Source organism: Jannaschia halovivens (assembly GCF_046452375.1).
In the GTDB taxonomy this organism is placed as follows: Bacteria; Pseudomonadota; Alphaproteobacteria; order Rhodobacterales; family Rhodobacteraceae; genus Jannaschia; species Jannaschia halovivens.
On record NZ_JBKFDJ010000001.1, the window covers coordinates 1,465,500 to 1,490,201 of the forward strand.

A 24,702-nucleotide genomic window follows, 5' to 3' on the forward strand; every position below is an offset into this window, starting at 1 on the left:
GTTTCTCGGAAGTTCTCGCCATGGCCCGCACAAAACCGCTCGAAGCCCTTTCGCCTGTCCCCGGCGCGCCGGGCCTGCTGACGGCCCGCAAGGGCGCCGCGCGGATGTGCGCCGCGGCGTTGGGCGCCGGCGGCTGGCTGGTGTACTCGCCCATCGACGCCGATCCCGACGCCATCGCGGCCTGCGCGGATGGCCGGGAGGTGCGCGCGTTCCTCGCCCCGTCGCACTTCCATCACCTCGGACTGCAGGCGTGGTCGGACGCCTTTCCGGATGCGGCAATCCACGCCCCCGCGGCGGCGATCCCGCGACTGGAGGCACGCACCGGTCTGGCGATCGCACCGCTCGCAGACCTGCCGGCCCTCGCGCCGGGCCTGTCGGTCCTTGAGGCGCCCGGCGTGAAAGCGGGCGAGGCGTGGCTGCGGGCCGAGGGCGATGGTGTCACCTGGGCCGTCTGCGACGCCTTCGCCACGCCCGCGGCCCCGGACGACCCGCCCGCTCAGACGACCAGGCCGCGCGGTGCCTTCGCCACGATGTGCGTCGGCGATCCGGCGGTCTATAAGGCCTGGGCGCTGGCCCGCATCGCAGCCGATCAGCCGACCCAATTGTTGCCGGCCCATGGCGGCGCGGTGGCCGGGCCGGACGTGGCGGCGCGGCTGGCGGAACTCGTGGAGGCGCTTTGATGGCGAGACCTAAGGGATACGACGAGGCCGAGGCGCTTGACCGCGTGAAGGCCGCCTTTTGGCGCGAAGGCTACGAAGGTCTGGGCATCCGGGCCATCGAGGAGGAGACCAAGCTGGGCCGCTTCGCGATCCGCACCGCGTTCGGTGGCAAAGAAGGTTTGATGCATGCCGCGATGGGCGCCTATCGCGCCGAGGCGGAGGAATACGTCCTGGGCCCGATGCGCGCACGCGACGACCTCGACGCGCTCACCGAGATGCTCGTCGGCATCGTGACGCCAGCCGAGGGCAGCTGTCGCCACTTCGGCTGCCTGATGGTCAATAGCAGCATCGAGGGCGCGGTTCGGGAGAGCGAGCTGCTCAAGGCGCAAGTCACAGCGCATTTCGAGACCCTGCGGGAGGAGGTCGCCGCCCTCATCCGGCGGGCTCAGGCCCAAGGGCACGCGCGTGCCGACCTCGATCCGGAGGATGCGGGTCAATTCATCCTCGGCGTCGTGATGGGCGCGAACGTGATGAATCGGTCTGTGGGCAACGTGACCGCCGCACGCGGCTTCATCGCGCAGGCGGTTTCGACGGTGGATGGATGGCGCGCCTAGAACCGGCGGGGTCTTCGGATTGAAGACTACGGCACCCGGAGAGAAAGTCTGCAACCATGGCGCCGTGAGCTAGGCCGTCCGTCATCCCTCGACCGTCTTACGGACCAGATCGAACATGCCTGGGCACGTCGAGGATCTTGTTCTCCCTCACACGGCCGGAGTTTGCCGGACGCCGGGCGGAGGGTCGCGTTACCGCGAAGCCGGCCCAGCCGCGGTCACGTCCACCTCGACCTTGAACTGCGGTCTGCCCAGGGCCGGGACGACGACCAGCGTCCATGGCGGCCGGTGCACGCCGACGACCCTCCCGTGCACCTCGACATAGTCGTCGATGTTCTCCTCGCCGACGATGTAGCTCGTCACCTTGACCACGTTCTCGATGCCTAGACCTCGTTCCGAGAGGATGGCGAGGACGTTCTGCCACGCCAGTTCGGACTGCTCGGTCATGCGTTCGGGACAGCTCCCGTCCCGCCTTTGACCCATCTGGCCCGATAGCATCATCCATGCCGCTCCCGGCTCGACGAAGAGGGCGTGATGATAGTGGCTGGTCGGGGCGCATATGCCCTCCGGGTCGATGGGTGCGTGCATGGTTCCGTGCCTTTCGATTGTTGTCGCTCAGCGAGATGGCCGCCCGGCCGTGCTCAGCCTCCATCCCCAGATCCCAGCGATCAGGATTCCGAGATTCCCGGCGAGATCGAGCAGCATCCATTCGTTCAGCACCGGTTCGACGAAGACGAACCAATAGTCGAACACGAAAAAGGGGATCGAGCCGACCAGGCCGAAGACGAGGAACGTCGTTGGCGTGAAACGGGCGATCAGGATCAGCATTCCGGTGAGCACGGCCTGCGCGCCGAAGCATCCCATCAGGAACCGTGCCTGGTCGGTCGCATCCGCGAGGTCGGGCCGGAACGTCAGCCGGATCACCATGGCGGGCGCCATCAGACACCAGCCACCGAGAAGCAGGAAGATGGCCGCGAGGGCGAATTGCAGACGATCGGCGGTCATGCGGCCTGCTCTTTCGAGATGTCGAGTGGCCGACCGCTGATCCAGCAGCGATACCAGAGTGAACGGAACACCTCCTGAGGCGGGGTCAGGCCCGCCTGTACAAAGAGGGATCCCATGCGATCCGGCGACACCACCGGCAGGGTCGGGACGGTGCGCAGCTCCAACTGGACCGCCTCGGCCCGCGCGCCGATGTGGCGGGCATGGGCCTCGCAGAGCGGCACCAGCGTCTCGAACGCGGTCGCGTCCTCGACGCAGATGTCGGCATGGAGGAGACTGCCACCGGCGGCCAACCGGTCCCGGATGGCGGCCAGGTAGGCGAGCTTCGCGCCGTCGTCGGGAAGATGGTGCATCACGAGAAACGAGGTCGCGACGTCGAAGGACGCGTCCGTCTCCAGCTCCTCCACGCGGCCTTCGACGAACTGGATTTTGTCCACGTCGCCCGCGATCCGCCGCGCCAGTGCGAGGTTGTCCGGCGACGGATCGACCGCGGTCATCGCGGCATCCGGGACGGCGGTACGGATCGTCTCGATCTCCCGCCCTCCGCCCGCGCCGACGACGAGGACGCGGGGCGCCGGCGACGGCCCACCCGCGACCAGGGCCGCGCCGAGGCGATAGATCGTTTCGAGCCCCGGCACCGCCCGTTGGAGCTCGCGATACATCGCGAGGCGACCCAACGCATCCTCGCGTGAACTCCGGTCGTCGGTCGTCATGGCGTTCCTCCGTCCGGTGCGGACCGGCCCTCGGACGTCCGAGGACCGGTCCAGCCGCGTTCAGGACCTGCCGTCGCGGCCCAGTTCGATCTGCAAGCGCACGCCGTAGCCCTCGCTCATCCCCAGAAGGACCTGTTCGATCTCGGCCGGGGCCGCCGCGTACTCGCCGGTGCCGCCCGTCACGGCGCGCGTGACGGACACGCCGGGATCGGCCAGTTCGCCGCCGTGGCTGATCAGCAGGTCGCCGCTGTCGAAGCGATAGACCTGCCGCGTGATGACCATGGCCCCGGTCTCGGTCCGCATGCCGTCGGCGATGAAATAGCCGTCGCAGGTCCATTCGCCGATGACGAGATCGGGAAAGGCCGGGTCGCCACTCGCGAGCGTGCCCTCGACATCGCCGTCCAGCGTTCCGGCCGGATAGATATAGCCCTGCGTGACGAAGGCATTGCCGTAGGCCGGCATCCCGTCCTCAAAGACGGGAGCGCCGGCATGGATGAAGCGCGAGAGATCCTCGGCGACGTCGAAGGCCGCGAGCGGGTCGGCATGGGAATCGAGCGGCACGGAGGCCACCGCGGCGGCAAGAATGAGGTCGTGGAGTTTCATCGGGTGTTCCTTTCTGGAGGGGTCAGTGCGGGCGGGCGCCCGCGAGGGTGGTGGATCGGATGGCGGCGCGGGTCTCGGATGCGCGGGTCCCGGCGATGGCGGAACGCGCCGCGATCGACGTGGCGATCCGGTCCGCCGAGATGCCGGCAGCGTCGAAAAAGCCCGTGAAGATCGGCCGGAATCCCGTGAACCAGAGCCCGGGGTTGTCCGGATCGCTCTCGCCCATCGGTCGGCGCGGCAGGCCGCGATCGTCCAGCACGCCGAGATGGTCCAGAAGCGGTTCGAGGCCCGTCCGATAGCCGGTGGCCGCGATCACGACGTCGGGCGTGCAGGTCGATCCGTCGGCCAGGATGACCCGGTCCCCATCGAACGCTTCCACACGCGGCACGACGCGGAACCGTCTCCGGCGCAAGGCGTCGACGAAGCCGTCATCGATGGCGAAGGTGATCCCGTCGCGAAGCAGGCGCGTTCCACCGCCGTCCGGGTGGCGCGACATGCCGTAGCGGCGCAGGTCCCCCAGAAAGAGCCGTTCGGTCAATCGGAACGCGGGATCGAGGATCCAGGTGGGCAACGCCGCGAAGACACGCGCCAGGCCGTGCAGCGGGTAGCCGAGGATGCGCTGCGGCACCACGGCTGGGCCGTGTCGCAAAGACACCATGACCTCCGCCGGTCGGGCGCGCGACAGGTGGTTCAGCGCATCCGTTCCCGAGTTGCCTGCACCCACGACGAGCACGCGCTTGCCGTCGAAGCGGGAGACGTCGCCCAGCGCGGATGCGTGGATCAGCTCCCCTGCGAAATCCGCCTGGCCCGGCCAATCCGGGACTGAAGGCACGCTGTCGCGCCCGGTGGCGATCACGACATTCGCGGCGTGCTGGACGCCGGTTCCGGTGACCAACCGCCACCCGTCCGTCGCGCGTGCGATCTGCCGCACCGTGGTGCCGAACTGGATCGGTGCGGCCAATCCGGCGGCGTATCGCTCGATATGCCGGATGACGGTATCGCGGCGCAGGAAGACGCCGTCATCCCTCGGTGCCGCCTGACCGGGCAGGCCGGCGAACTTCCGATGGATGTTGAGCCGAAGCGCGGGGTGTCGCGACCGCCAGGGACCGGCGACATCGTCACCCGCTTCCAATACGGTGACGGGCAGGCCGCGAGCGGCGAGCGCCCTCGCGATGGCGAGGCCCGAAAGCCCCGCCCCGATCACGATCGTCGTGTCTGGGTCGATATACGTCATTGCCGGTCCTTCAGAGTTGAGCCGCCGAACGGCATGGCGTCGGGTGCGTGTCCGGTCGTGAGCCGTTCGAGGCCGATGTCGCGGAGCAGGTGGTCGGGAAGCCGGGCAAGTTCCTGGTGTGCATGGTGCGCGCGCCGCCCCTGCCGTTCCGCTGCGAACCAGCCCCGGATGGCGCGCATCGGCGCCAGCCGATGCGGGCGAGGCGCGCCGCCGGCGTATGAGATGAATGTCATGGCATGTCTCCGTGTCGCGGCCGGCTCAGGGACGGGCGACCATGTAGGCGTTCAGGGGATCGTGGGGCAGGCGGTGCAGCGCGACGGATGCGAAGCCGGTCTCGACCAGGTATTCCTGCGCGGTCTCGACGCCCCACATCGCGCCCAGCCCCGGTCCGCCCTGCCCGATGGAGATCGGCGTGCAATGCATGCTCGAAATCATGTAGAGGAGCGGCGCGAAGGGGTTGGCGATGTTCTTCTCGAGATCGCGCGACCCGCCGATATCCTGCATCAGGAACACGCCGTCGGGGCGCAGCGATGGTTTCACGATCCGCAGGAAGCCCTTGGGATCGGCTTGGTCGTGGACCGCGTCGAAGGCGCAGATCAGATCGAACGGGCCAAGCGGCTCGCCCGAGGACAGGTCGCGCGCCTCCAGACGCAGGTTGCCGAGCCCGTCCGCGCGGGCCTCCTCAAGGGTCGACGCGAACGCGTCCTCGCAAAGGTCGTAGCCGTGGAACCGGCTGTTGGGATAGGCGCGGGCCAGTGCCATCATCGCCCGCCCCGCCCCGCAGCCAAAATCGGCCACGTCGATGCCGACCTCCAGCCGATCGATCAGGCCGGGCATGATGGGCAGGATCGCTCGGGTCAGGTTGGCCACGACCAGCTGTGCGCTGTCTTCGGCCATCACCTCGTGGAAGCGGTCGAAATGGTGGTAGCAGAGCCCGCCGCCGTTGCGGAACCGGTCCAGCATCTCGTTTTCCACCGATGCCGCGACCCCGATGAACTGGGTCGTGACGGCCATGTTCTCGGGGCTCGCCGCGCGGGTCAGGACGGCGCCGTGTTCCGGCGGCAGCGTGTAGGTGCCGTCCCGCGGGTCGTACTCGACGACGCCCGCGGTCACCATGACGCCCAGCCACTCGCGCAGGTAGCGCTCCGTCACGCCGGCGCGGTCGGCCAGCCCCTCGGAACCGAGACCGGGATTGGACGCCAGCGCGTCGAAGAGCCCGGCGCGGTGTCCGAGGGATGTCATGATGGCGAGGGCCGCCTCGTTCAACGTGCCGACGAAGCGGTTCGCGAAGGCCGCGGCCTTGGCATCGTCGAAGTCGAACGTCTGGGTCTGATAGGTCATCTGTCGCTCCTGTCGTCGTTGGGAATGCGGCGCGATCCGCCGCTCTTCTGCGGCAGGTGATGGACCACGCCGCGCCATAGCGTTAGAAGGCAGCAGGAGCGGAACGGTGATAATCGGACGCAGTTTCGGGAAAAGAACGTGGTATGAGCATCAAAACGACCGTGATCGGATCACCCCTTGCGGGCACCTCGGTGCTGTTCTGCATCCTCGACGTGCTGGCCTCCGTCGGACGGGACTGGGAGATGTTGCACGGCCTGCCGGCTCAGGTGCCGGTCTTCGACGTCAGCCTGCGGACGGCAGACGGGGCGCCCTATTGGGACGTGAACGGACGCAAGATCACGCCCGACGCGATGCTGGACGAGGGGCCCGAAGCCGATCTCGTCATCGTTCCGGACATGCATTTCGATCCGAACGGAGGCTTCCCCGACGCGTATCGGCGGATGGCGGACTGGATCGCGGCGGCCCATGCGCGCGGCGCGATCGTGACCTCCGTCTGTTCGGGGGCGGTCCTGCTGGGTGCCGCCGGGTTGCTCGACGGCAAGGAGGCCACGACGCATTGGGGCTATGCCGACATGCTCGGGCGAGCCTTTCCGGACGTGAAGGTCTGCCGCGAACGCATTCTCGTCCCCGCGGGCGAGGGCCATCGCGTCGTGACCGCCGGGGGTGTCTCGGCCTGGGCGGACCTGATGCTCTACCTCATCGCGCGCTACGCGGGAACGGACGAGGCGCGGAGGATCGCGAAGCTCTACCTGATCGACCCGCATAGCGAGGGACAGCTGACCTATGCGTCGCTGACGACGGGGCGAAGCCATGACGATCAGCTGATCGCCGACGTGCAGGTCTGGGCGGCCCGGAACTACGATGCGCCGAGCCCCGTCGCTGCCATGGCGGAGCACGCGCAGATGACCGAGCGCGGCTTCCTGCGACGCTTCAAGAAGGCCACGGGGCAGGCACCGACGGACTATATCCGGACGCTGCGCGTCGAAGAGGCCAAGCAACTGCTCGAGACGACGGCGATGGCCGTCGAGGACATCTCGGCCGAGGTCGGATACTCGGAACCGTCCAGCTTCCGCGCCGCGTTCCGCAAACGCGTCGGCGTCTCGGCCTCCGCCTATCGCAGGAAGTGGCAGGCCCTCGCTCCGATCCGGACCTGAACCAGTCTCGTCGCGCCCGGTTTCGGGTGGGCGGCTCCGAGCCCATGCAAAACTTCGGGTCGGCTTCACCCAATCGCTGGCTTAGGGCCAGACATCCCGCGACATCTGCGAATCCAAATGATCATGGGATGGGACCGGCGCCCAGCGGACCTTGGCGCGACGCGAACGCGACGGCCGCACCACCGCGCCTCGCGAGGGCGCGCCAATATGTCCGTTGGGCCTTTCACCGATTCATGGTCTCCTGTCGCCAGGCAGCGGCAGGGACGGTGAAGACCTTGATGAACCGAATGATTGCGACGCTGGTCACCCTATTCCTGGCCGCCGGGGCAGGCCATGCCCAGACGGCGGACGACTATGACCGACTCGTCGAAGGTGCCGACCTCAGCGATGGGCCGGTGCGCATCTACGCCACGGCGGACGCGCATTACCTGTCCTTGCCGCCCGCGACGCTGGACCGGACGCTGATCTGGAGCGCGGAGGTCGCGCGCTACCCGGCCGACGCGACCGTGTCCTTCCGCGGCACCGAGATCGCGACGCGGGCCGTGAGCCTCGAGCGACGGGGCGACGTCGTGCTCGTGCGATCGCTTTCCTCGGGCTCGATCCGCACGACCGGCGAGCCGCGCGCGACTGACCCGGACCTGAAGCTCAGCCCGATCGACATCGCGATCTCGAACGTTCAGATCGGACCCGTTCTGCTGGCTTTCGACATCTTGGCGGAGAATGCGGACGGGCGGATGCTGCTCGACGCGACGGCGGCCTTCTCGTCGGACATCCCCGACTATTCGGTGAAGGGCGCGCTCTTCGCGTCCGGCTTGACGCCGCTCGCGGTCGATCCGGCGCGGTCCTACGTTGCGCGGGCCTCGGCGCATCCCGACAACGTATTCCTCGTCTCGCATCTGACGTTCCTCGCACAGGACGCGCTCGGCCTCGACCGCGCCCTCTCGGTGGAGATCGCGCACACGATCACGTTGCTGCCGGAGACCCCGATGGAGGTGCGTGAAGCGGACCCGCGCGTCGGCTATTTCTACACCGAGGTTCTGGAGTTCGAGGGCGCGGACGGCGCCATTGCCGGCACCCGGCGGCCCGCGCTGCGGCACCGCCTGATCCATGCCGATCCGGACGCGCCGCGCCCCTCGCCTCCCGTCGAGCCGCTGGTCTACTACCTTTCGCCCGAGATCCCCGAACGCTGGCGCCCCGCGATCCGTGCCGCCATCGAGGATTGGCAGCCTGCGTTCGAGGCGGCGGGCTTCACCAACGCCATCGTCGCGCGCGATGCACCCACGGGCGATCCGGACTGGTCGGTGAACGACGCGCGGATCAACGTCGTGCGCTGGATCGCGCAGCCCGTGGCCAACGCCCTCGGTCCGAACGTGCACGACCCGCGCACCGGCGAGATCCTGTCGGCGCATATCCTCGTCTGGCCCGACGTGCTCAACGTCTTCTCGGACTACTACTACCTCCTGATGTCCGAGGTGGATTCCCGCGCCCGGACACTCCCTCTGCCAGAGGCGCTGCAGGCACGAATTCTCCGCTACGCCGTCAGCCACGAGGTCGGGCACACGCTGGGCCTTCGCCACAATCACCAGGCTTCGACCGCATGGACGACCGAGCAGTTGCGTGACCCGGCCTTCACCGCCGAGAACGGCACGACGGCCTCGATCATGGCCTATGGGCGCTTCAACTACGTCGCCCGCCCCGGCGATGGGGTCGAGGACCTGTTCCCGCTGATCGGACCCTACGACGCCCACGCCATCGAATGGGGCTACACGCCGGGCCTGACTACCGCCGAGCTGGACGCCATCGCGTCGGAAGCGCACGAGCATCCGGAGCTGGCCTGGGGCGCGGGCGAGCTGCCCGAGGAGACGTTTGGCCGCTTCGATCCCGCTATTCAGCGCGAGAATATCGGCGCCGACCGGATCGAGGCGACGCGGGCGGGGATCGGGGCGGTGTCGGCTTCGCTGACCCGCCTTCCGGATGCCGTCGCGCCCGGCCCCGCGCGCGAGGCCACGATGGCGCGGATCTACGACCAGGCCCGCATGCGCTATCTCGATTTCACCGGCGGCGTCGCGCAGATGGTGGGCGGACTGACCTCCACCGCGTCGGACGGTGCGCCGACACGGGCCGTGTCCGTCGCCGACCAGACGGCAGCCCTGACCTACCTGATGGGGGATGCGATCGACTCGCTCGACGCCTTCTCGGACCCGGAGCTGCTGGGCGCGTTCCGCCCCGTCGGCGGGATCGAGGGCGTCGACGCCCTGGCCCAGGCGGTAGTGGCAAGCGTACTCGACCCGCTGAGGATCAGGCGCGTCTACACGCAAGATCAATTGGAGCCGGATCGCGCTTTCGGTGTGGCCGAGATGCTGGCCACGATCACCGACGCGATACTCGACGGCGAGACCAGCGTCGACGCGATGAGCCCGGCCGAGCGGGCCGCCCTGTCGCGATACGTGATGATGCTGCAGGCGCTGCCGCTCTATGAAGGCGATCCAACGGTGGCGGAGCTCGAGGGCTACGGCTTTCCGCAGGGCTTCATGCTGATGGCGGGTGCGGACCTGTCGGACACCGGCATCGCCGACGCCGCCGCGGTCGAGCTGGAACGGCTGGTCACCGCGCTGGCACCCGCCGAGGACGGTCTCGCCACGCGGCTCTTCAAGGACATCGAGCGTCTGCTGGGCGTCGATCCCGACGCACCCGCGGACCTCACGGAGGACGAGCTATGAGACATATGATCCCAACGACGGCGGCGGCCGCGGCACTCGCCCTGGCGGGCTGCGTGTCCCAGGAATCGAGCGAGGCGACGCTTGCCGCGCATGGCTATTCCGCGGCTTACGTGGCTGGCTATCACGATGGCTGCCCCAGCGGGCGGCGCGCCGGAGGGGACAGCTTCTCGCAGCGCGTGCGGGACGCGGGCGCATACGGGTCGGGCGGCGATTATCGAACGGGTTGGGATTACGGCTTCCTGGAATGCCGGGACCGTGAGCGGCAGGCGGAGGCCACCGCCCGTCTCATCGGCTCGGCCATCGCGACGGGCATCGGCCGCGACCACGGCGCGGACGGCGTGAACGCCCGCGAGATCCTGGCGGGTATCGACACGTCCGGTCTGGACACCTTGGGCCAATGAGGAGATCGAACATGGCTTTTCAGACCCGCCCCGCCGTCTTGGCAATCGCCGCTTGCATGATCGCTCCGGCCGCGCAGGCCTTCGACCGGCAGACGACAGCCGCACTCACGGCCTGCCACGATTACCTCTGGGAGGTGCCGGACTTCGAAAGCCTGCCGAATGCGGCGATCTCGGTCTGGCCGGCCTCGATCGACGGGAACGTCGTCAAGATCCACTGGATCGTCGACTGGACGGATCCGGACGTGAAGGCGGCCGGCAACTGCGCCTACACAGACGGAGAGATCATCGGCTATGAGCGGCAGTGAAGCGCGGCAGGGCGCAGGCATCGGTCTGCCCCTGACCGCCTTCGCGCTTGTCGCGGCATTCTTCCTCTACGAGTTCGTCGCCCGGATCCTGCCCAGCCTCGCCATCGACGGGATCGCCGGGGATCTCGGACTGACGAATGCTCGCTTCGGCACCGTCAGCAGCGTCTTCTTCTGGGTCTACGCGCCGATGCAACTGGTCGTCGGCGCGCTTCTCGACCGCTACGGCGCGCGGCGCCTCGTGGTCCCGGCCTGTGCGATCTGCTCGGGCGGCGTGCTTCTCTTCGGGATGTCGGACGCGGTGCCGCTTGTCCTGCTCGGCCGTTTCCTGACGGGGCTGGGCGCGTCCTTCGCCTTCGTCTCCGCACTCTTCGTCGTCACGCACCGCTTCCCGCCGGAGCGGTTCGCGCTGCTGTCGGGGGTCGTCAACATGATCGGCATGATCGGGGCGGCGGTGGGCGCGGTGCTTCTGACCGACGCAATGACGGTGATCGGATGGCGCGCGGCCTTCCTCTGGACAGGCCTGGCCGGGCTCGGGTTGGCGGTGGCGATGCTGGTACTTCTGCCGCGCGACGGAACGCCCGCCCCCAGGCTGCGGGGGCCCCTCGTCGCGGGCTTCGGCGCGATCTTCGTCGACACGCGGCTCTGGCTGATCGCACTGGCGGGTGCACTCTACTACATGCCGATCAATGTGTTCGGCGGGCTCTGGGGTCAGGGCGAGCTGACGGCGGATCACGGACTCTCCCCTGTTTCGGCGGAGGTCGTGGTTTCGATGGTGTTCTGGGGGATGGCGCTCGGCAGCGTGGCCGCCGGTGCAATCGCCGACCGCACGGGCCATCGGCGCCTGCTGGTCGCGGGCGGCGCAACGCTCGCGGCGCTCTGCTTCGGAGCTGCGATCTACGGGACGACCGGCTCGGCGATGCTGCTGGGTGCGCTCCTCTTCCTGGGCGGGGTCTTCTGTGGCGCGCAGGTCCTGACCTTCGCGATGGCCAGGGAGGGCACGGACGCGGGGAACGCGGGCAAGATCATCGCCTTCGTGAACATGGTCGGAATTGCGTCGGCCGTGATCTTCCAGCCGCTTATCGGCGAGATCCTCGACCTGTCGGACGGCAGCTACCGCATCTCGATGGCCACAATCCCCGCCTGCCTGATCGGGGCCGCGGCGCTGATGGCGATGGGCGGTCGCGGGGCCAGGCCGTGAGGCGCATCGCGGTGGCGGCCCTCGCGCTGGTTCTCGGTGCAGGCGTGACCCTGACGGTCATCCGCAGCGAGATCATCGAGGTCTGGACCGAGAGGCCCCGCCCCCTGTCCCGCGCGGCGTCCGAGACGGAGGCCACCCCCGATGAGGTCGCCGCCGCCCTGCGCGCGGCCGGCCTGAACAGGTCTCCGATCCTCGGCGATACCGGGATCGCCACGCATCTTCGCCGCCTGGAACGCGGCCAGGTCAGCGCGGCCGCGCTGCTGTCCTACGCGGCCGACCTGTCCGAGCTGCGCCGGATCAGCACGACGCGCGGCGCCCCGATCCCGAGCGCGTTCTGGGACGTCGAGACCCCGGCCCTCACGCGAGATGGTTGGACGCCCTTCGCGATCGTCGCCCATCTCAGCGAGCCGGAAGGTCGACCGTATCTGGACCTGCTGGCGCAAGCCTATGCCCGCTTCCACGCCTTTCGGACCGGACCCGAGGACGCGGATACGGCGCTCGCCGCCGCGTTCGACATTCTTGACCTGGCCCACGCCTACATCCGCGCGGTGCCGCCGGAGCGGCGTCTCCAACACGGCCCGAAGCTGGAGAGCGTCGAGGCCGCCACGCTGATGGCCTGGCAGACGCTGGTTGCCGGCACGACCCGCCAGGTTCCGTTCCTGCGCCGTCCGGCCTTCGACCACGGCTTCGTGGGACGGTTCAACGTCAAGACGATCTATCAATATGACACCGCCACGCCCATGTCGGTGGGCGCCGTCTGGGGCGTGTCCGGCTTCGCGCCGCGCTATGTCGGCCCGCCCGAGAACGACAACCAGGTCGAACACCTGACGATCACCGCGCTCCTTCAGGTCGTGGCGGGCACGCCTGTCGCCGCCCTCGACGCGCTCGAGCTGGAGAAGGTGGCGACGGGCGCCTCGAGCCGAGCGGAGGCGCGCGCCGATATCGCCCTCAACGGCGCGGTCCACGAGCAATTCGCGATCGCGCTTCACGAGGATTTCGCGGGGGCCGCCGACGCTCTTCACTCCGTGCTGTCGGACTAGCTCCGGGACGGTGTTCCCGCCGGCAATCGCGCCAGGATCCGGCCGGGCAACGCGCGCAAACGGGGGGCATCCATCGAAAGCGCTTCGAGAAGTTGAACGGCCACATGAAATCAATGCGCGATCGGCGCCATTTCGCGAACCGTGGCACATCTTTGACATCTGAGAGCGTCAGAACATGGCGTTCGTTAATGGCACGGTGCAGAACTCCGCTAGAGTGCCTCTTTCGTTCGGCCTACCTGCGCGGAGCGACCATTGGCGGTGGTTCGCGTGGTCCATACACGTCGTTTCGGGATTGTCTGCGCTCGGCTTCGGTTGGCGATGACGTGAAATCGACCATGCTCTCATCGGGCAGTCATCCATTGGCGGCACAGCGCGGCGTCGTTGCGTTTGCGCATCCTCCAAGCTCCTCCCGGATCGCAATCTCATCCTATTCTCGAAGATTGCGACGTAGTGGGGGGACCCCTCCACTATCGCCCGAAAAGCTCTGCCGATATCATCGTCAAGCGCTCGGAACGCCCTCCCGAGACCCAATACGCCGATAGCCGCCGATGAGCATTTTCGATACGATCAAGACGCGTGTCATCTCCATCGCATTTGCGTGGACCATAGGAATATGCGCGGCCGCGACCGGCATTCCATGTCGAAGGCGTCCGCAAATTATTCATGCGCCCGGCGAAATTACGCGCAAAATGCTGTGGCGCGATCGTTACACCATATCCGACATCCGTTGAGTTCGGCGTGTGCCATTGCGACCCCGCCTGAACTCGACCTAGGGTTTATTCCAAAGCCGACTTTCGCGACGGGGTTCGAAAATGAAGATGTCATTCGCCATCGCCGCGTTCACTTGCACGATCGCGGCGGCTGCTGTCGCACAGGAGAGAACCTTCTCTCTGACCGGCGTGACCGTCTACGAGGCGCAGACTCTGCTGGACTTCGCGACGCAGCTTTCGCTGTCCCGCGGTGGCGTCGTCACGCCGGAGGCCGTCGCCGCCACGATCGAGACGCTCTACCGCGAGGACGGATACTTTCTCGCCGAGGTTTTCGTCTCGCCGGACGGCTCGGTCCTGACGGTCGACGAGGGCGCGATCGGTGACATCGTGATCGACGGCGCCGACCCCGAGACGGCTGCCTTGATCGCCTCGTATATGTTGTCCGTCCAAGCCGAGAGACCGGCGACCCTCGCCACGTTCGAGCGCGGCTTGATGCTGTCGGACGATCTGGGGACGGTCCAGGTGACGTCGGAGATCGATTATCCCGACCCCGCGGGTCCGGCCCAGCTGCGCCTCGTGGCGACCGAACTGGACCGCAGCTATGGGTTCGTCACGCTCGACCATCCGGTCCGCGAACTGGGCGACGCGGCGACGATCACCTTCGACCAGACCTATCTCGGCGCGTTGTCGGCGGGTGATCTGCTGAACTTCAACCTGTCGGCGACCAGCGACTTCGCGGGAGATACGACCTTGCTCGGCACGCTGCGCTACCGCGTGCCCTTGGGGGCGTCCGGGGGCTACGGCGAAGTCTATCTCGGCAACGTGGCCGCGCGGCGGGATGCGACAGGTACGTTGCAGCAGACCGATATCGAGGGTCGCACCGCCATTCTCGCTTACGGATTTCCATTCGTCCGGAACGTCGAAGCCTATGGCTACGGATTGTTCGAGTTGAGATCGTCCGAGACGGATGTGGAAGTCGGCGGCACGACCTTCGAAGACGACGTGACAACGATTGGCGCCAGTTGGATCTACGGGCGGACGCTCGAAAACGGCGGCGAATTGGAATACGCGCTCACCTACACGTTGGGGCGCAGCGATGCGGGCGGCGGCGCAACCTTCTCGCACCTTCGGTTCGGGGCGGGCGTCATCGCGCCGACGGAATGGTTCGGTTCCGGCAGCTTCGCCAGCGCCGAAGTCTGGGGCCAGTACTCACGGGATCGCCTGCCCCAGATCGAGCAATTCCACGTCGGCGGCCGCGATCAGGACCGCGGATACGTTTTCGCCGAGGATGAAGGCGACACCGGCGCCTCCGCGTCGCTTGCGATGGGTCGCGACTTCTTTCCCGAGATGGAGGCGGTCCGCCGGGTCCGGCCCTACAGTTTCCTCGATCTGGCATTCGTGTCCGATACGGGTCCGGGTGGCGGGATGACGAATACGCGGGAATTCGCCTCAATTGGCTTGGGCCTCGATCTCGAATTCGAGAACCAGTTCTCGGTCTCGAGCTATGTCGCCGTCCCACTCATCGACGGCCCGTTCTCATCCGAGGGTGATCCGGCCCTCTATCTCGGCCTCACGAGGAGCTGGTGATCATGCCCCTTCGACATCTCATTCTCATCCTCGCCTTCGTCGCAGTTCAGCCGATGGACGCATCGGCGCGCGGAAACCACTTCGGCTGGTGCAACGGCGTCGGCAATCCGCATCAGGCGGCGAGTTGCGGCACCGGCGGAGGAACCACGACCGGCCCGGCCGTCTCGCCCGGGCAAGTGCCGCTTGCAAACCAGCAACCGCCCGGCACAACCGGGACGCCCGTGACGCCGGCCCAGGTACCGGTCTTGGCGCCGCAGATGGTGCCGAGCGCGACGCCGCAGGCGATGCCGCAGGCCATTCCCCAGACCGTGCCGGGTCAAATCCCGAGACCGGCGCAAACGGCGACACCCAATTTGGCCCCGAACGCCGTGCCGCAGGCGATCCCCCCCGCCATACCGGGCCGCATCCCGACACCTAACCCGGTCGCGGTGCCGGGACGCGTCCCGGTCGCGATCCCGAACGCAGTCCCGCAGAGGATCCCCGGACGTGTTCCGACGCCGCGACCGGTCCTGGTGCCGCCGCAGACCCCGACGGCCACGCCCCAAGCGGTGCCAACGGCCGTTCCGGGCGCGGTGCCGAACAGGATCCCGCAACCGGTCCCCGTCGCGGTGCCGGGCCAGGTGCCTCAGCCGGTCCCCTCGCAGGTACCGTTCCCCGTTCCGACGGCCGTGCCCGGACAGGTTCCGGTGGCGATCCCCCCGAGTGTTCCGCCCCTCACGGCATCGATCATTCCCCGGCCACGCCCGCTCCCCCAGCCCGTTCGTGGACCCGGCCTTCCGGTCGGTGGACAGACCGTCTCGGTGACCGTGCCCCAGGCCGTCCCGTTCCAGCGTCCGCAAGCCCGCCCCGCCCTCCAGCCCGCCCGCGTACCGCTCGTGGCCAAGACGGGAACTCCGCAGATCGTCCATCGCCCGCAGGCGAGACCGGATGCCGTCGGCCATTCGCAGGTCACCGCCACGACCGGCCGGCAAGCCGCGCACGCCCCGCCGACGTTCGTCGACCAGCGGGATGGACGGGAATGGGCGTGCCTAGCCAGCGGCCATGGCCAGCGACGGGCCAATCGGAACGCCCGCGCGGCGACCAATGGCGCACTCCCGCATCTCGGGTCGGTCGACACGCTCGGTCGGGACGTCCCCGCGCTCCATTCGCGGCACGCTCATTGCATGGTGACGATCAATCGACGCAATCGCTAGGGCCGGGCGAATGGAACCGGCTGTGAGGCAAGGGCGTGTTTCGTGATCTCGAACCCGATGGCGGCGCTGCGTGTGCGATCATGTGCGGGGGAGCTGCTGGAGATGCCCTCCCGCGCGGACAGACGCCAAGGTCGTTCTCCACGGTCGAAGCATCCAGAGCGCGGTCAGCGGGGGGTGTCCGTTCCCGCATGCGCCCTATCCATGACCGCCCGACATCGCGCAAAGAGGGCCTCGGTCTGGCGGGAGAGGTCGAACTCGCGTTCGATCCAGCGTCGCGCCGCGGTCGCCAGCGCCGCCACGTCCGCTGAGCCATCGCTCAAGGCGTTCAGGTTGTCGCAGAGCGCGTCCGCGTCTCCCTCGTCTGAGAGCAGGCCGGTCCGGCCGTGGGACACGAGTTCGGGGATCCCGGAATGGCGGGTCGTGCAGACCGGTGTCCCCAAGGCCATTGCCTCCATCAGCGTGACGGGTATGCCCTCCTGGTCGCCATCCTCGGCCGTAATGCTGGGTGCGAGAAAGGCGTCGGCGTCGGCGATGAGGGCAACCGTGGACTGGTGCGACAGGGGGCCAAGGAACCTGATCCGATCGCTTAGACCCGCGGCGGCCGCCTGCCTCCGCAGGTCCTCCTCGCAGGGGCCCGAGCCGCCGATTTCGTACGTCCAGTCGAGCTCCGGCGCCTTGCGGTGCAGTCGCGCCAGCGCCGCGATGGCGACGTGCAGGCCCTTCTTGGGCACCAGCCGCGCGACGCTGGCGAAGCGCAGGCGGCGCGATCCGAACGGCTCGGGCAATGTGAACGCGTAGCGCTCCGTCGGCACCCCGAGATGCAGCACCTCGACCCGCGCGCGCGGCGCACCACCCGCGACCAGAAGCTCGGCGAACGGCTCGTTCACCGTCAGGAACAGGTCGCCCGCCGCGAAGAGCCCGCGATACTTTCGCAGACCGTTCCGGTGATGCTCCACGCTCACGTCGCGACCGTGAAAAATCGTGACGAGCGGCGGGGATGGTTTGCCCGGCTGGCGCGCGCGGGCGACCGCGGCCCCGGCATAGCCGAAATGCGCGATCACGAGGTCGCTCTCGATCTGCCGCCATGTCCAGCGTTCCGCGCGGCGCCGGATCGCGTCGTGCAGTCGCGGGGGAAGATACCGCGTCGACGATTCCAGGCGTGGCGGCCAGTCGACGCGCCTGACCTGCTCCAGTCGGCGGACGTCGTCCGGTGACAGCCCCGCGTCTTCGTCGGCCTGCCTGCAGGCGACGGTGACGTCATGACCGGCCCGCAGCGCATGCAGGACCTGCGCGGTCACGAAGGTCTGGGACCGCGCGGGGAAGGTCGAGACGACGAAGCAGATCCTCACGCGGATCTCCGGTCGGATGCGGTGCCTGAGGCCGCCGCCTCGGAGATCACGCCGATGAAGGTGCGGAACTGCTGGGTGAAATCGAGCTCCGGCCGTCGGGCATACCGCTCGGCCGTGACGGACATCTCGGCATAGGCGTCCGGGTTGTCCCAAAGGCTGCGCAACGCGGTGACCCAGTCGGCGATGGGCGCGTCGTGGGGCAGCACGATACCGCCCGGCCCGATGGCCTGTCCCAGCCCGCCGCGGTCGGATCCGATCACGGGGATGCCGCTGCAATGCGCCTCCGAGGCGATGCGACCCCAGGCCTCCTCCCACTGGCTGGGGGCCAGGAGGATCCGGGTCCGGCCGTAGACCTGATCCATGTCGTCGGTCCGGCGCATGAAGGTGACGTTTGGCAGGGCATCCATCTCCGCCTTGGTGCGGCGAAAATCTTCTTCCCAGAGGGTCCAAGCCTCGACGAAGAGGAACGGGATGTCGGGACAGGCCCGCGCCATGTCACGGGCGATCTCGTAGCCCTTCTTGGGGTGGATATTGATGAGCGTCGTCATCTCGCGGGTGGTTTCGGTCCGGTATTTCTCGAAATCGATGGTCGGCGGGATCACGGTGCTCTCGATGCCGTATTCGCGCTTGTACCGCTCGGCGGTGAAGGGCGAATTGGCGATGAAGCGCGCGCCCGCGACCGCGCTGACGTCGCCGTCATTCTCGGAAAACTCGACATTCCGAAGGTAGAACACGACCGGTATGCCCTGTTCGGCAAAGAGCTGTCCGAGGACGGCGGATCGGCGGGTCTGGACGACGACGACGTCCGGCGCGAACCGCTCGATCGCGGCGCGGACGCGAACGGGGTCCATCGGCTCCCAGGTGCGCATCACCTCGTAGCCGAGGACGCGATCGACGCTGAAGGCGCGCCCGGTCAGCTTGCGTTGCGCGCGCATCCGCCACCCGAAGAACCCCCGCCCCGACGTGCCGCAATAGACGGCGCAGTCATGACGTTCGGCGAGGCTCTGCCGGATGAGGTGATCGGTGCTGTTCTGCGTGCCACCGCTCGCTTCCGGCAGCCAGCCGTTTCCGCCGGCGAAGAGTATGCGCATGGTCGGTCCCTTTCACTGAGGTCGCGATGTGGGGTCGGTCCGGACCGTCCCCGCGCGGGTGTCCGGCGGGGCGGCACAGGCCTCGTCGTAGAGGTCGGCATCGGCCCGGTAGAGCGTGCGAATGCGATCGATGACGCCGTCGGAAAGTGCGGCGCGCGGGGTCCGTGGACCGGTGCTGCGGTTCTTGTGCTTCAAGGCGCCCGGCGGCATTCCCGCGATCCGCTCGAGCGCGGCCGCCATCTGCGGCTTGGGGATGAGATGATCGACCACCACCTGGCCATCGTCGCAGACGAAGTCGCATTGCGGCCTGAAGTGGAAGTAACCCATCGCGTGCCGCCGGAAGGTGGCATCCGTCGTCATCCGCGCGGTCAAGGCGTCGATCGGATCGTCGCCGACCAGAAGCATCCCGAAGGTCCGGTCCAGCCTGTTGCGCCCGCCCGCCCGCAGGTAATCGTAAGCCGAGAGGAACCGTTCGACCGGCTCGCGCAGGATCGCGACCTTCGGCAGCGTGGCCCAGGCCCGCGGACAGGACGCGCGAAGCTCGCGCCAGGTGCGATGCCGGACGTGGTAACTAAAGAGGGCGTCCTCGACCGATGTGCCCGCGTTCTTCGGAATGTGGATCAGGACGATCCCCCGCTTCAGGTAGACCGCCTCGAGGTCCGGGTCCGGCGCCGGCTGCGCCTCGGCCAGCATCCGATCCGGCCAGAGACGCCACTCGAGCCGGGCCCTGATCCGGTCGAGACGGGTCACGTCGTCCCTCCCGAGGCCCAGCTCCGGGTCTTCCGCATCGCCTTCATCCCGAGGTCGAACGCCTCGCGTATGATGTCTCGACCGTAGCGGGTGAGCGAGAACAGCGACGCGAAGACCGCGTAGGAGAGGAGCACGCCAGCCAGCAGTCGCAGCGCGGCCGGCCCCGCAAATCCCGCCTGCGCGACCCAGAGCACGCCGTATGCCGCGGCACCGGCGGCGAGCGCGGGACCGATGCGCCGACGGATGCTGTCCGCGCGGATCGGGCCCTTTCGGCAGATCAGCATCCAGAGCGGCAGGAGCTTGAGCGCCGATACCGCGGCATAGGCCATCGCGAGGGCCACGACGCCGTATTGGACGCCGACCGCGAAGGCCGTGCAGGTGGCGATCGCCGAGGCGAGTCCCCACCACGCCATCTCTGTCGTGCGCCCCTGGCTGATGAAGAGCCACCCTGTCGGGTTCGCGAGCGACTGCGTCAGCCCGGCAATCCCCAGTGCGGCGAAGATCGGCGCGCTCTCGGCCCATTTCGCACCGAGCAGAAAGGGAACCGCGGTATCGGCCATCGCCGTGAGCGCCGCGACGCCGGGCATGACCGCCAGTTGCAGAAGACCGAATACGCGAAAGAAGGCGTGGGCGTATCGATCCGGCTCGCGCTGCAATCTCGACAGGACCGGCACCATGATCTGCGAGAGGGGCTGCGCGAAGCGGTTGAGCGGAAAGAGCAGCAGCTTGTAGGCGCGATCGTAGAGGCCGAGCGCCTCGCTGCCCCAGACCCGTCCGATCAGGACGTTGTCGAGATTGCGCGAGAAGAAATTCGCCAGCTTGAAGCCGGTGATGCCCGCGCCGAAGCCCAGAAGGTCCGCGGTGCCCGGCGCCATGGCCGGGCGCCCGGGCCGCCACGGCACCCAGAGCCAGACCATGAGCGTCCCGAGCGCCGACCCGGTGACCATCCCCGCGACGAGGGCCCAGGGCGATGGCGCGACGGACGCCCAGAGGATCGAAGTGCCGAGCGTACAGACGGCGACCGCGCCTGCGTTGATGGCGAGCCGCCCAAACATCATGCCCCGGTTCAGGAGGGCGAAATGCTGTGCCCCAAGGCCCGACACGAGGATCGTGACTGCCATGACCTGCAGGATCGCGACCAGCTCCGGCTCGCGGTAGAAATCGGCGATGAGGGGCGCCGCGAGGACCAGAAGCAGGGTGAAGAAAAGGCTGACCGAGGCGTTGACCCAGAAGAGCGAATTGACCTGTCCGTAGGTCAGATCGTCCTTCTGCACGATCGCCTGCATCAGGCCGAGTTCCTTGAAGATCGACACGAGCACGATCACCGGGCCGACCATGGCGACGAGCCCGAAATCGCCGGCCCCCAGCAATCGCGACAGGACGATCACCGACAGGACCTGGCATCCCACGGTCACGACCTGGCTCAGCCCCGTGTGCAGGCTGCCGCGCAGGACGGTGCCGCTGAAGCTGCTCAATGCCGAGGCATCGACCGTGCCGTTTGGGTCGTAGAGGGGCATGGACGTCTTTCGCGGGGTTGCGCGGAGAAACGCAGAAGAGCGTCACACAAGCCTGGACGCTCGGCCAGTTATCCCGAGACCCGAAAAAACACCGATCCCGCAGAAGGGCCATTTCCTGCACAAATAGCGGGCGAGTGAGGCGAAAACGCGCTCACCGACAGCGACCGGACGGGCGAAGCGCCATGGGACCACCGGAAGGGCTAGAGCAGAGCGGGCGTCGCTGATGCGATGGGCCGCGTGTGGATCGTCCGAGGACCCGATATGGCATCAGCGCAGCAGGGCGAGACAACCGGCCGCGCGGCGGCAGCGATGTGGTCGACCGGCCGGGACGCCCCTGACCCGGCATCGGCCGGGCGCGTCCTCTACCTTGCGCATGACCTCGACGATTCGGCGATCTGGCGGCGCGTTCGGATGTTGCGCCGTGCCGGAGCGGAGGTCGAGCTTGCGGGGTTCCGGCGGGGCGATGGCCCCCTGCCCGGCACGGCGATCGTGCTCGGGCAGACGCGCAACGCACGCATGGCGCAGCGGATCGCCTCCGTCTTGCGTGCCCGGATCGGGATTCGACGCGCGTTGCGGGGCGTCGCGCGCCCCGACGCCATCATCGCGAGAAACCTCGAGATGCTGGCGCTGGCCGGCCCCCTGCGGCGCGGGTTCGAGGCCGGGCCTCCGATCCGGCTGATCTACGAAGTTCTCGACATCCACCGCCTGCTTGTCGGCACCGGCCCGCCCTCGCGTCTTCTGCGCCGGATCGAGCGCCGCCTGTGTCGCGAGGTCGACCTCCTCCTCCTGTCCTCCCCAGCCTTCGCGCGCGAATATTTCGAACGCTTCGGGCAATGCCGTGCCCCCATCGCGCTTGTCGAGAACAGGGTGCCCGAGGCCGATCTGGCGGGATGGGTGCCTCCCCCGGACCGCCAAGACGAGGCGGACGGGCCGATCCGGATCGGTTGGTTCGGGATTCTGCGATGCGCGTGGTCGCTCGCCTGTCTCGATGCCGTGACACGCGCGGCGCCCGGCCGCTACCGCGTCCTCCTGCGGGGACGGCCCGCGCTCGACGCGGTACCCGGCTTCCACGAGATCGTCGCGGCCAATCCGGACCTCTCGTTCGAGGGGCCGTATGGCTATCCGGACGACCTGCCGATCATCTACGGCGATGTCGACCTCGCCTGGCTCGTGGATCGCTATGACGCGGGCGCGAATTCTGACTGGCTGCTGCCGAACCGTCTGTACGAAAGCGGGGCAAACGGCGTCCCTCCGATCGGGTTGGCGGGCACGGAAATCGCGGCGACGATGCGGTCCCTCGGCATCGGGGTGATCCTCGACGCGCCCACCACCACCGCGACATCGCGGGCGCTTGCCGCGTTGACCCCCGAAGCCCGCGCAGACCTTCGCCGCCGCCAGGATGCGGTGCCCCGGTCGAGATGGATCGCAGACGGAGCGGAAAGCCGAGCCCTGCTCGCGGAAATGCTCGGGCCGTGCGACCCGAAGCAGGCGCCGAAGCCCGATGGCGGCGTGCTCATCGTCATCCCGGCCCTGAACGAGGCGCGGCATATCGGCAGCGTCATCGATACGCTCGCGCCGTCGATGCGCCGCCTTCGTTCCGCCGGCCGCGCCGTCCGACTGGTCGTGGCGGATGGCGGATCTCGGGACGACACAATCCGGATCGCGAGGGCCCGCGCCGCCGCCCATCCCGATCTGGCCATCGACGTGATCGTCAACCCGGGCCGCCTGCAAAGCGCGGGCCTCAACCGCGCGGTGACGCAGGCAGGCGATGGAACGACGTGGCTCCTGCGCATGGATGCCCACGCGATCTACCCGGAGGCCTATCTCGAGACGCTGCTGGAGGAGGCGCGCCGCACAGGCGCCGCGAGCGTCGTGGTCGCGATGCGCGCGATCGGCCGGGGGCGGATGCAACGGGCGATCGCGCTTTGCCAGAATAGCCGCCTCGGAAACGGCGGCGCGGCGCATCGGATGGGCGGTGCGGGCCGCGCCGTTGAGCATGGGCACCACGCGCTGATGCGGCTCGACGCGTTTTGGGCCGTGGGCGGCTACGACGAGAGCTTTTCGCATAACGAGGACGCCGAGCTCGACATCCGCCTCGTCGCCAGCGGCGCGTCGCTTTGGCTGACCGGGAAGACCGGGCTCGATTACCTGCCGCGCGACCGGCTGGACGCGCTGGCGAAGCAGTATTTCGCCTTCGGACGGGGCCGAGCGCGGACGGTTCGGAAGCACCGCATCCGGCCGCGGATCAGGCAGACGGTCCTGATGGCGCTCGCCCCGCTGGTGGCCCTCGCCGCCCTGACGCCCGTCAGCCCGATCTTCGCGGCCCCGGCCCTGGCATGGCTCCTCGCCTGCATCGGAGGCGGGATCGTCCTGGCGATCTCGCGCCGGAGCGCCTTGGCGCTCGCCGCGGGGCCGATCGCGGCGCTCATGCAATTGGCGTGGTCGCTCGGCTTCTGGTGGCAATTCGTGCGGCCAACACCCGCTCCGGCGCTCCCCCGGCGGTTCCTGCCCTCGCCGGAGGTCCCGGCCGGCGAGGTCACAGTGGGGATCTGCACGTTCCGCCGCCCCTCGCTCCTCGCGACCCTCGACACGATCGAGCGGCAGGTGCTGCCGCCGGGTGTCTCGCTTCGCATCGTCGTCAGCGACAACGACACGCACCCGACCGCCGAAGATGCCGTCGCGGAGTTCGCGGCCCGCTCGCGCCACGAGGTCGTCTATCTCCATGCACCCGCGGGCAATATCTCGGTTGCGCGGAACGCCATCCTCGACGAGGGGGTGCGACATGGGGCGGCCCGGCTAGCCTTCATCGACGACGACGAATTGGCCCCGCCCGACTGGCTGCAATCCCTGCTGGAGCGGATGGCGGAGGACGGTTCGGACGCCGTGGTCGGCCCGGTGCGCGCGACCTACGCGGCGGACGCGCCGGCCTGGATGCGCGCCCTCGGCATCCACGACACCATCCCCGAGTTGGACCGTCGCGGACGGCCCATCGCGGGGCATAGCTGCAACGTGCTCCTGAACGCCGACGCGCAAGCCTTCCAGGGCCTGCGCTTCGACCTCGGACGCGGCGCGTCGGGCGGCGAGGACACCGCCTATTTCGAAGCGGCGCGGCGTCGTGGCGCCCGAATGGCGTTCGCCCCCGACGCCTGGCTGACCGAGCCGGTTCCGCCCGAACGGGCGCGCGTGCGCTGGCTACTGAAGCGGCGCTACCGGATGGGCCAGACCCATGGGAGCCTTCTGTCCGCGGGTGCGACTGTGGGCGACACGGCACTGAATCTCGCCCGCGCCGCGGCGAAGGTCGGATGGTGTGCCATCGCGACGCTCCTGACCGCGCCCATCGCGCGACGGCGCAATGCGAACCTGCTGCGCGGGGCGCTGCATGTCGGAACGATGTCGGCCCTTCTCGGGGTCGCCCCGGTCCGGATCTACGGCGAACCGGTTTCCGCCGACCGATCGTATTGAACGCAAAGACCAAAACGCCAGACCCGTGCCGCAAATCCACACAACGTCAGAAAACGGGGTGT

21 protein-coding genes are annotated in these 24,702 nt (G+C 68.4%); 10 read left to right on the plus strand and 11 right to left on the minus strand.

Annotated features, from left to right (window positions below):
- The first annotated feature begins 20 nt into the window (after positions 1 to 20).
- Positions 21 to 680: a hypothetical protein gene (locus tag ACK8OR_RS07475; RefSeq protein ID WP_410188783.1), complete on the plus strand. Its 660-nt coding sequence runs from the start codon at positions 21 to 23 to the stop codon at positions 678 to 680.
- Positions 680 to 1,273 carry a TetR/AcrR family transcriptional regulator gene (locus tag ACK8OR_RS07480; protein ID WP_410188784.1) on the plus strand — a complete coding sequence of 198 codons (594 nt, stop codon included), beginning with the start codon at positions 680 to 682 and terminating at the stop codon, positions 1,271 to 1,273. Before ACK8OR_RS07475 ends, ACK8OR_RS07480 begins: the two co-directional genes overlap by 1 nt.
- Before the next feature lie 189 nt (positions 1,274 to 1,462).
- On the opposite strand, the gene ACK8OR_RS07485 is transcribed toward ACK8OR_RS07480, so the two are convergent.
- The 7 genes from ACK8OR_RS07485 to ACK8OR_RS07515 are packed head-to-tail and all read right to left on the minus strand — an operon-like array spanning position 1,463 to position 6,163.
- A complete protein-coding gene (locus ACK8OR_RS07485; RefSeq protein WP_410188785.1) occupies positions 1,463 to 1,858 on the minus strand; it encodes a RidA family protein in 396 nt (131 codons plus the stop codon).
- 27 nt (positions 1,859 to 1,885) lie between these two features.
- Positions 1,886 to 2,275 (minus strand): hypothetical protein, encoded by a 390-nt coding sequence (locus tag ACK8OR_RS07490; RefSeq protein ID WP_410188786.1) that lies wholly within the window; start codon positions 2,273 to 2,275, stop codon positions 1,886 to 1,888.
- Complete coding sequence (locus tag ACK8OR_RS07495; RefSeq protein ID WP_410188787.1) at positions 2,272 to 2,985, minus strand: class I SAM-dependent methyltransferase; 714 nt, start codon at positions 2,983 to 2,985, stop codon at positions 2,272 to 2,274. Before ACK8OR_RS07495 ends, ACK8OR_RS07490 begins: the two co-directional genes overlap by 4 nt.
- Before the next feature lie 60 nt (positions 2,986 to 3,045).
- Positions 3,046 to 3,588, minus strand: coding sequence for a hypothetical protein (locus ACK8OR_RS07500; protein ID WP_410188788.1), 543 nt, complete (start codon positions 3,586 to 3,588; stop codon positions 3,046 to 3,048).
- Between the two features lie 22 nt (positions 3,589 to 3,610).
- Positions 3,611 to 4,822, minus strand: a complete 1,212-nt coding sequence (locus ACK8OR_RS07505; RefSeq protein ID WP_410188789.1) for a flavin-containing monooxygenase — start codon at positions 4,820 to 4,822, stop codon at positions 3,611 to 3,613.
- A complete protein-coding gene (locus tag ACK8OR_RS07510) occupies positions 4,819 to 5,055 on the minus strand; it encodes a DUF1127 domain-containing protein (RefSeq protein ID WP_410188790.1) in 237 nt (78 codons plus the stop codon). Before ACK8OR_RS07510 ends, ACK8OR_RS07505 begins: the two co-directional genes overlap by 4 nt.
- Before the next feature lie 25 nt (positions 5,056 to 5,080).
- Positions 5,081 to 6,163 carry a class I SAM-dependent methyltransferase gene (locus ACK8OR_RS07515; protein ID WP_410188791.1) on the minus strand — a complete coding sequence of 361 codons (1,083 nt, stop codon included), beginning with the start codon at positions 6,161 to 6,163 and terminating at the stop codon, positions 5,081 to 5,083.
- Between the two features lie 143 nt (positions 6,164 to 6,306).
- On the opposite strand from ACK8OR_RS07515, the gene ACK8OR_RS07520 reads away from it, so the two are divergent.
- The 7 genes from ACK8OR_RS07520 (at position 6,307) to ACK8OR_RS07550 (ending at position 15,278) form a co-directional block, all read left to right on the plus strand.
- Positions 6,307 to 7,317 (plus strand): GlxA family transcriptional regulator, encoded by a 1,011-nt coding sequence (locus ACK8OR_RS07520; RefSeq protein WP_410188792.1) that lies wholly within the window; start codon positions 6,307 to 6,309, stop codon positions 7,315 to 7,317.
- 278 nt (positions 7,318 to 7,595) lie between these two features.
- Positions 7,596 to 10,037: a zinc-dependent metalloprotease gene (locus tag ACK8OR_RS07525; RefSeq protein ID WP_410188793.1), complete on the plus strand. Its 2,442-nt coding sequence runs from the start codon at positions 7,596 to 7,598 to the stop codon at positions 10,035 to 10,037.
- A complete protein-coding gene (locus ACK8OR_RS07530) occupies positions 10,034 to 10,438 on the plus strand; it encodes a hypothetical protein (RefSeq protein ID WP_410188794.1) in 405 nt (134 codons plus the stop codon). The genes ACK8OR_RS07525 and ACK8OR_RS07530 overlap by 4 nt, the downstream gene beginning before the upstream one ends.
- A gap of 11 nt (positions 10,439 to 10,449) precedes the next feature.
- The gene (locus ACK8OR_RS07535; protein ID WP_410188795.1) at positions 10,450 to 10,743 is read left to right on the plus strand and encodes a hypothetical protein; all 294 of its coding nucleotides are present in this window, start codon (positions 10,450 to 10,452) and stop codon (positions 10,741 to 10,743) included.
- A complete protein-coding gene (locus ACK8OR_RS07540; protein ID WP_410188796.1) occupies positions 10,730 to 11,941 on the plus strand; it encodes an MFS transporter in 1,212 nt (403 codons plus the stop codon). Before ACK8OR_RS07535 ends, ACK8OR_RS07540 begins: the two co-directional genes overlap by 14 nt.
- Positions 11,938 to 12,981, plus strand: a complete 1,044-nt coding sequence (locus ACK8OR_RS07545) for a hypothetical protein (RefSeq protein WP_410188797.1) — start codon at positions 11,938 to 11,940, stop codon at positions 12,979 to 12,981. The genes ACK8OR_RS07540 and ACK8OR_RS07545 overlap by 4 nt, the downstream gene beginning before the upstream one ends.
- A gap of 812 nt (positions 12,982 to 13,793) precedes the next feature.
- Positions 13,794 to 15,278 carry a ShlB/FhaC/HecB family hemolysin secretion/activation protein gene (locus ACK8OR_RS07550; RefSeq protein WP_410188798.1) on the plus strand — a complete coding sequence of 495 codons (1,485 nt, stop codon included), beginning with the start codon at positions 13,794 to 13,796 and terminating at the stop codon, positions 15,276 to 15,278.
- A 1,357-nt stretch (positions 15,279 to 16,635) separates the two neighbouring features.
- Here the strand turns inward: ACK8OR_RS07550 and ACK8OR_RS07555 are convergent.
- Genes ACK8OR_RS07555 through ACK8OR_RS07570 form a run of 4 tightly spaced genes read right to left on the minus strand, consistent with a single transcriptional unit; the run spans position 16,636 to position 21,178 of the window.
- On the minus strand, positions 16,636 to 17,820 hold the full coding sequence (locus tag ACK8OR_RS07555) for a glycosyltransferase (RefSeq protein ID WP_410188799.1): 1,185 nt from the start codon (positions 17,818 to 17,820) through the stop codon (positions 16,636 to 16,638).
- On the minus strand, positions 17,817 to 18,911 hold the full coding sequence (locus ACK8OR_RS07560; protein WP_410188800.1) for a glycosyltransferase: 1,095 nt from the start codon (positions 18,909 to 18,911) through the stop codon (positions 17,817 to 17,819). Before ACK8OR_RS07560 ends, ACK8OR_RS07555 begins: the two co-directional genes overlap by 4 nt.
- Positions 18,912 to 18,923: 12 nt before the next feature.
- On the minus strand, positions 18,924 to 19,661 hold the full coding sequence (locus ACK8OR_RS07565; protein ID WP_410188801.1) for a hypothetical protein: 738 nt from the start codon (positions 19,659 to 19,661) through the stop codon (positions 18,924 to 18,926).
- On the minus strand, positions 19,658 to 21,178 hold the full coding sequence (locus ACK8OR_RS07570) for a lipopolysaccharide biosynthesis protein (RefSeq protein ID WP_410188802.1): 1,521 nt from the start codon (positions 21,176 to 21,178) through the stop codon (positions 19,658 to 19,660). Before ACK8OR_RS07570 ends, ACK8OR_RS07565 begins: the two co-directional genes overlap by 4 nt.
- Positions 21,179 to 21,439: 261 nt before the next feature.
- On the opposite strand from ACK8OR_RS07570, the gene ACK8OR_RS07575 reads away from it, so the two are divergent.
- The gene (locus ACK8OR_RS07575) at positions 21,440 to 24,640 is read left to right on the plus strand and encodes a glycosyltransferase (protein WP_410188803.1); all 3,201 of its coding nucleotides are present in this window, start codon (positions 21,440 to 21,442) and stop codon (positions 24,638 to 24,640) included.
- The last annotated feature ends 62 nt before the right edge of the window (positions 24,641 to 24,702 follow it).

What these genes read in the sequence shown, in the direction of transcription:
- ACK8OR_RS07475 (WP_410188783.1), top strand. Translation starts at nt 21, where the DNA reads ATGGCCCGCACAAAACCGCTCGAAGCCCTTTCGCCTGTCCCCGGCGCG.
- ACK8OR_RS07480 (WP_410188784.1), top strand. Translation starts at nt 680, where the DNA reads ATGGCGAGACCTAAGGGATACGACGAGGCCGAGGCGCTTGACCGCGTG.
- ACK8OR_RS07485 (WP_410188785.1), bottom strand. Translation starts at nt 1,858, where the DNA reads ATGCACGCACCCATCGACCCGGAGGGCATATGCGCCCCGACCAGCCAC.
- ACK8OR_RS07490 (WP_410188786.1), bottom strand. Translation starts at nt 2,275, where the DNA reads ATGACCGCCGATCGTCTGCAATTCGCCCTCGCGGCCATCTTCCTGCTT.
- ACK8OR_RS07495 (WP_410188787.1), bottom strand. Translation starts at nt 2,985, where the DNA reads ATGACGACCGACGACCGGAGTTCACGCGAGGATGCGTTGGGTCGCCTC.
- ACK8OR_RS07500 (WP_410188788.1), bottom strand. Translation starts at nt 3,588, where the DNA reads ATGAAACTCCACGACCTCATTCTTGCCGCCGCGGTGGCCTCCGTGCCG.
- ACK8OR_RS07505 (WP_410188789.1), bottom strand. Translation starts at nt 4,822, where the DNA reads ATGACGTATATCGACCCAGACACGACGATCGTGATCGGGGCGGGGCTT.
- ACK8OR_RS07510 (WP_410188790.1), bottom strand. Translation starts at nt 5,055, where the DNA reads ATGACATTCATCTCATACGCCGGCGGCGCGCCTCGCCCGCATCGGCTG.
- ACK8OR_RS07515 (WP_410188791.1), bottom strand. Translation starts at nt 6,163, where the DNA reads ATGACCTATCAGACCCAGACGTTCGACTTCGACGATGCCAAGGCCGCG.
- ACK8OR_RS07520 (WP_410188792.1), top strand. Translation starts at nt 6,307, where the DNA reads ATGAGCATCAAAACGACCGTGATCGGATCACCCCTTGCGGGCACCTCG.
- ACK8OR_RS07525 (WP_410188793.1), top strand. Translation starts at nt 7,596, where the DNA reads ATGAACCGAATGATTGCGACGCTGGTCACCCTATTCCTGGCCGCCGGG.
- ACK8OR_RS07530 (WP_410188794.1), top strand. Translation starts at nt 10,034, where the DNA reads ATGAGACATATGATCCCAACGACGGCGGCGGCCGCGGCACTCGCCCTG.
- ACK8OR_RS07535 (WP_410188795.1), top strand. Translation starts at nt 10,450, where the DNA reads ATGGCTTTTCAGACCCGCCCCGCCGTCTTGGCAATCGCCGCTTGCATG.
- ACK8OR_RS07540 (WP_410188796.1), top strand. Translation starts at nt 10,730, where the DNA reads ATGAGCGGCAGTGAAGCGCGGCAGGGCGCAGGCATCGGTCTGCCCCTG.
- ACK8OR_RS07550 (WP_410188798.1), top strand. Translation starts at nt 13,794, where the DNA reads ATGAAGATGTCATTCGCCATCGCCGCGTTCACTTGCACGATCGCGGCG.
- ACK8OR_RS07560 (WP_410188800.1), bottom strand. Translation starts at nt 18,911, where the DNA reads ATGCGCATACTCTTCGCCGGCGGAAACGGCTGGCTGCCGGAAGCGAGC.
- ACK8OR_RS07570 (WP_410188802.1), bottom strand. Translation starts at nt 21,178, where the DNA reads ATGCCCCTCTACGACCCAAACGGCACGGTCGATGCCTCGGCATTGAGC.
- ACK8OR_RS07575 (WP_410188803.1), top strand. Translation starts at nt 21,440, where the DNA reads ATGGCATCAGCGCAGCAGGGCGAGACAACCGGCCGCGCGGCGGCAGCG.